Below are 2924 nucleotides of genomic sequence, written 5' to 3'. Positions count from 1 at the left end.
TGACCCTGGACAATTTAGAAGAATGTGGGCGCTCTGCTCAGTATGCAGCGGTGGTCGAGCGAATCCCTATATGGCCCCATGCAGCGCTGATCCTTTCTGCTGTAGCTGCCGAACAGCGTGCCGCAGGCAGCACGGCAGCCTCCGGCGCATACCGATCTGTAGGTGCATTCCCCGCATTCGTCCGGAAGCTCCTTGAACTCCCTGAGCCTGGTGCCCCTGTAACGATTCCTGAAGATGGTCCAGATATCCTGTTCGTATACGCTTCCGAGCGGTACATCTGAAACAAACGGGCAGGGCTGAACGGAGCCGTCCGCCTTTACTGTCAATACGAAATTGCCTCCGGAGCATGCACTGCCGGAAAGCATATAGAACCGCCTCACGAAATCCATATGCGCACTGCTGGTGTTCTCTATCGCCCACTGCTTTACTTCGTCCCACTCTCCGGGCCTGAGTTCAAGGGGATCATCAATGGTCTGTGGAATGTACTGGTAGAAAATCGGAGTAACTCCCGGCATGTCCCTTGAAAAACTGTCGATCTCCCTGTATTCAGGATAATTCTCTCGGTGAACAGCGGTGAATGTATACACTTTGATACCTGCTGCAGTCAGATTCCGAATGCCTTCCGTCATCTTTTTCCAGGTTCCGGGAACCCCGCAGAATGAATCATGCACCTCGGGTCTGCACGAGACCACCGTTACAAGCGCGCCGTCCAGGCCTGCCGCGGCCATGTCTCCGCTCAGTTCAGGTCCGGCATTTATACCGCTGGTATAAAGGGTTACCATCGGCGCCAGCGCGGTTTCCTTGGCGGCACGGATTATTTCAGTAATATCATCCCTCAGAAGGGGCTCACCGCCCAGAAGCTCTATCCTGACCCCGCACCCCCGGAGCTGCCTGAATAAGGAGGAGAGAAGGCTCATCGGAAGGATCTCTTCACCATGTCTGACGTAGCACATTCTGCATTTGAGATTGCATGTGTTGTTCAGCTCGAGCTTCAGCGAATAGAGATGCGACCCCAGTATTGATCTTGCCGCTTTCGTGAACAGCCTGTCCCAGGGATACTTTCCCTCAATACTCTCGAACAGGTCCAGCATCCGGTACTGAACGCGCGTCATGACGCGGTTCTTCAGCCTGGCTGCTATATCAATGAATCCTGTTCCGGCTATCTCTTTTCCGTAATCCATCACATCAGCTCCTTACGGGCATTCTGCCGGTGGCTTCACTCACAGCTGCCACGATAAGATCCTGCCACAGCGGTACACTGCCCGAATCGATCTTCAGCTGGTAAAGCGTATTGGAAGACGAGCAGAACATCTGAAGCCTGGCGGATCCTTCCGTGGTAACACTGGCCGTGCTTGAATGGAGTACTTCCGACACGGACCCTGTATTGAAAATCACCCTCCTGTCGGTAAGCATCATGCTGCCCCGCTCTTTACTTCTTAATGCTTCTTCCAGTTCATCTCTTACAATTTCCACATCAGGCAGGTACGCGATAAGCCTTTCTTCATCCGGAAGCGTTATTTCTTTCCCGCATGCAGAACAAGTGCTCTTCAGATCCGCAGGAGTGATCCTGATCCCTCTATAGGCCTGGTCAAGAGAAACCGTAACATCCCTTTCACCATTACTGAAACAAAGGGAATAAGTACCGGACAGATGAAAAACCGTGCCGCATTCCCGGCACCTGAACGAAGACGCGCCTGAATCGAATCCCGAAACAAACTCCATGCATGCCGGACATCTGTAAAGGATTTTTTCGATTCCCCGGGTGGAAACGGAATTATTTTCAAAAACCCCAGGATCATTCGGTTCTATCAGCAGGCGAAGTTTCTCCGAAAGACTTGTCGCTGTTTCATTCCGATCGGGAGTGAATGCGGGAAGCACTTCTACCTTTACTCTGCCTGCTGCCGGTCTGCTACGCCATCTTGGCCACACATTGTAATTCCCCTGAATCCTCAGCGGCAGTATCGGTACGTCAGGGAACCTTAGTAAAAGACGGATAACCTCTTCTTTAAGCGGACCCATCGCGCCTGTCCATGAACGCTCACCTTCAGGAAATATGACAACGGCTCCGCATTCCCGAATCACCTGGTATATGCTCCTTACGCAGGCAGCATCCCTTGCGTAACGCTTTCTCGGAATACACCCGATGCGGCTGAACAGGAATGATGACAGCCTTCCCCTGAACATTTGATGGGTGGTGACATAATTTAAATATCTCTTCACGCCGCAGGCTGCGAACAAAGGATCGAGGAAACTTCTGTGTGACGCAACCACGAACAGTGGTCCTTTTAAAGGAATCGATTCCCTGCCCGTAACCTTCACGCCAAATACAAGCCTTACTATCGGCAGAAGAAGGCATCTCACCAGTATCTGCAGTTTCGGGACGATCGCTGCGGTTCTTTTAATATAGCCCCGGCAGCAGCTGCCAAAGGCTGCTGCCAGCCTTTTCTCCTCATGACCTGCGTAAATGACAACCGCTCCTGAAAATATGGGAATGACCAGAGCCAGCATGCTCCCCGAGCCCAGAACAAGCCCCAGCGATACCATTACGAGAACAAAGAACAGGTATATGGGATGCCTCCACACACCGTAGAGACCCCTCTGAGCCAGATCCCTTGAGGGCAGAGCGGAAACCGGCCATTCTCCGGCCTGCAATCGAAACTGTATTACGGCCAGCACCAGCAGTATCGATGACGGGATGAGAAGAGACCAGGAGAGTACCGGAATGATACCAGCCGGACTGAAACCCATATTCAGTGCTGAATCCAGTAAAAGAGAAGCGATAATAAGCACAGCGGGAAGCAGTATCCAGAATGTTATCAGGAAAAGGAACAGAATCAGAAACCGTTTACCTCTGTCCAAACCGCTCCTCACTTCAATAGATGTCGAATGCTAATGAATCTCCTTATCATAATGCAAGCAGCATG

2 protein-coding genes are annotated in these 2924 nt (G+C 51.8%); both read right to left on the bottom strand.

Annotation, left to right across the window (positions count from 1 at the left end; genetic code table 11):
- Positions 1-14: 14 nt before the first annotated feature.
- Positions 15-1181: a radical SAM protein gene (locus K8S15_04905; GenBank protein MCD4775376.1), complete on the bottom strand. Its 1167-nt coding sequence runs from the start codon at positions 1179-1181 to the stop codon at positions 15-17.
- Between the two features lie 4 nt (positions 1182-1185).
- A complete protein-coding gene (locus tag K8S15_04900; GenBank protein MCD4775375.1) occupies positions 1186-2859 on the bottom strand; it encodes a 1-acyl-sn-glycerol-3-phosphate acyltransferase in 1674 nt (557 codons plus the stop codon).
- Between the last annotated feature and the right edge of the window lie 65 nt (positions 2860-2924).

It is taken from the genome of Candidatus Aegiribacteria sp. (genome assembly GCA_021108005.1).
In the GTDB taxonomy this organism is placed as follows: Bacteria; Fermentibacterota; Fermentibacteria; order Fermentibacterales; family JCC-6; genus Aegiribacteria.
The sequence above is the reverse complement of the archived record's forward strand: the minus strand, read 5'-3'. Positions and strand labels throughout refer to the sequence as shown.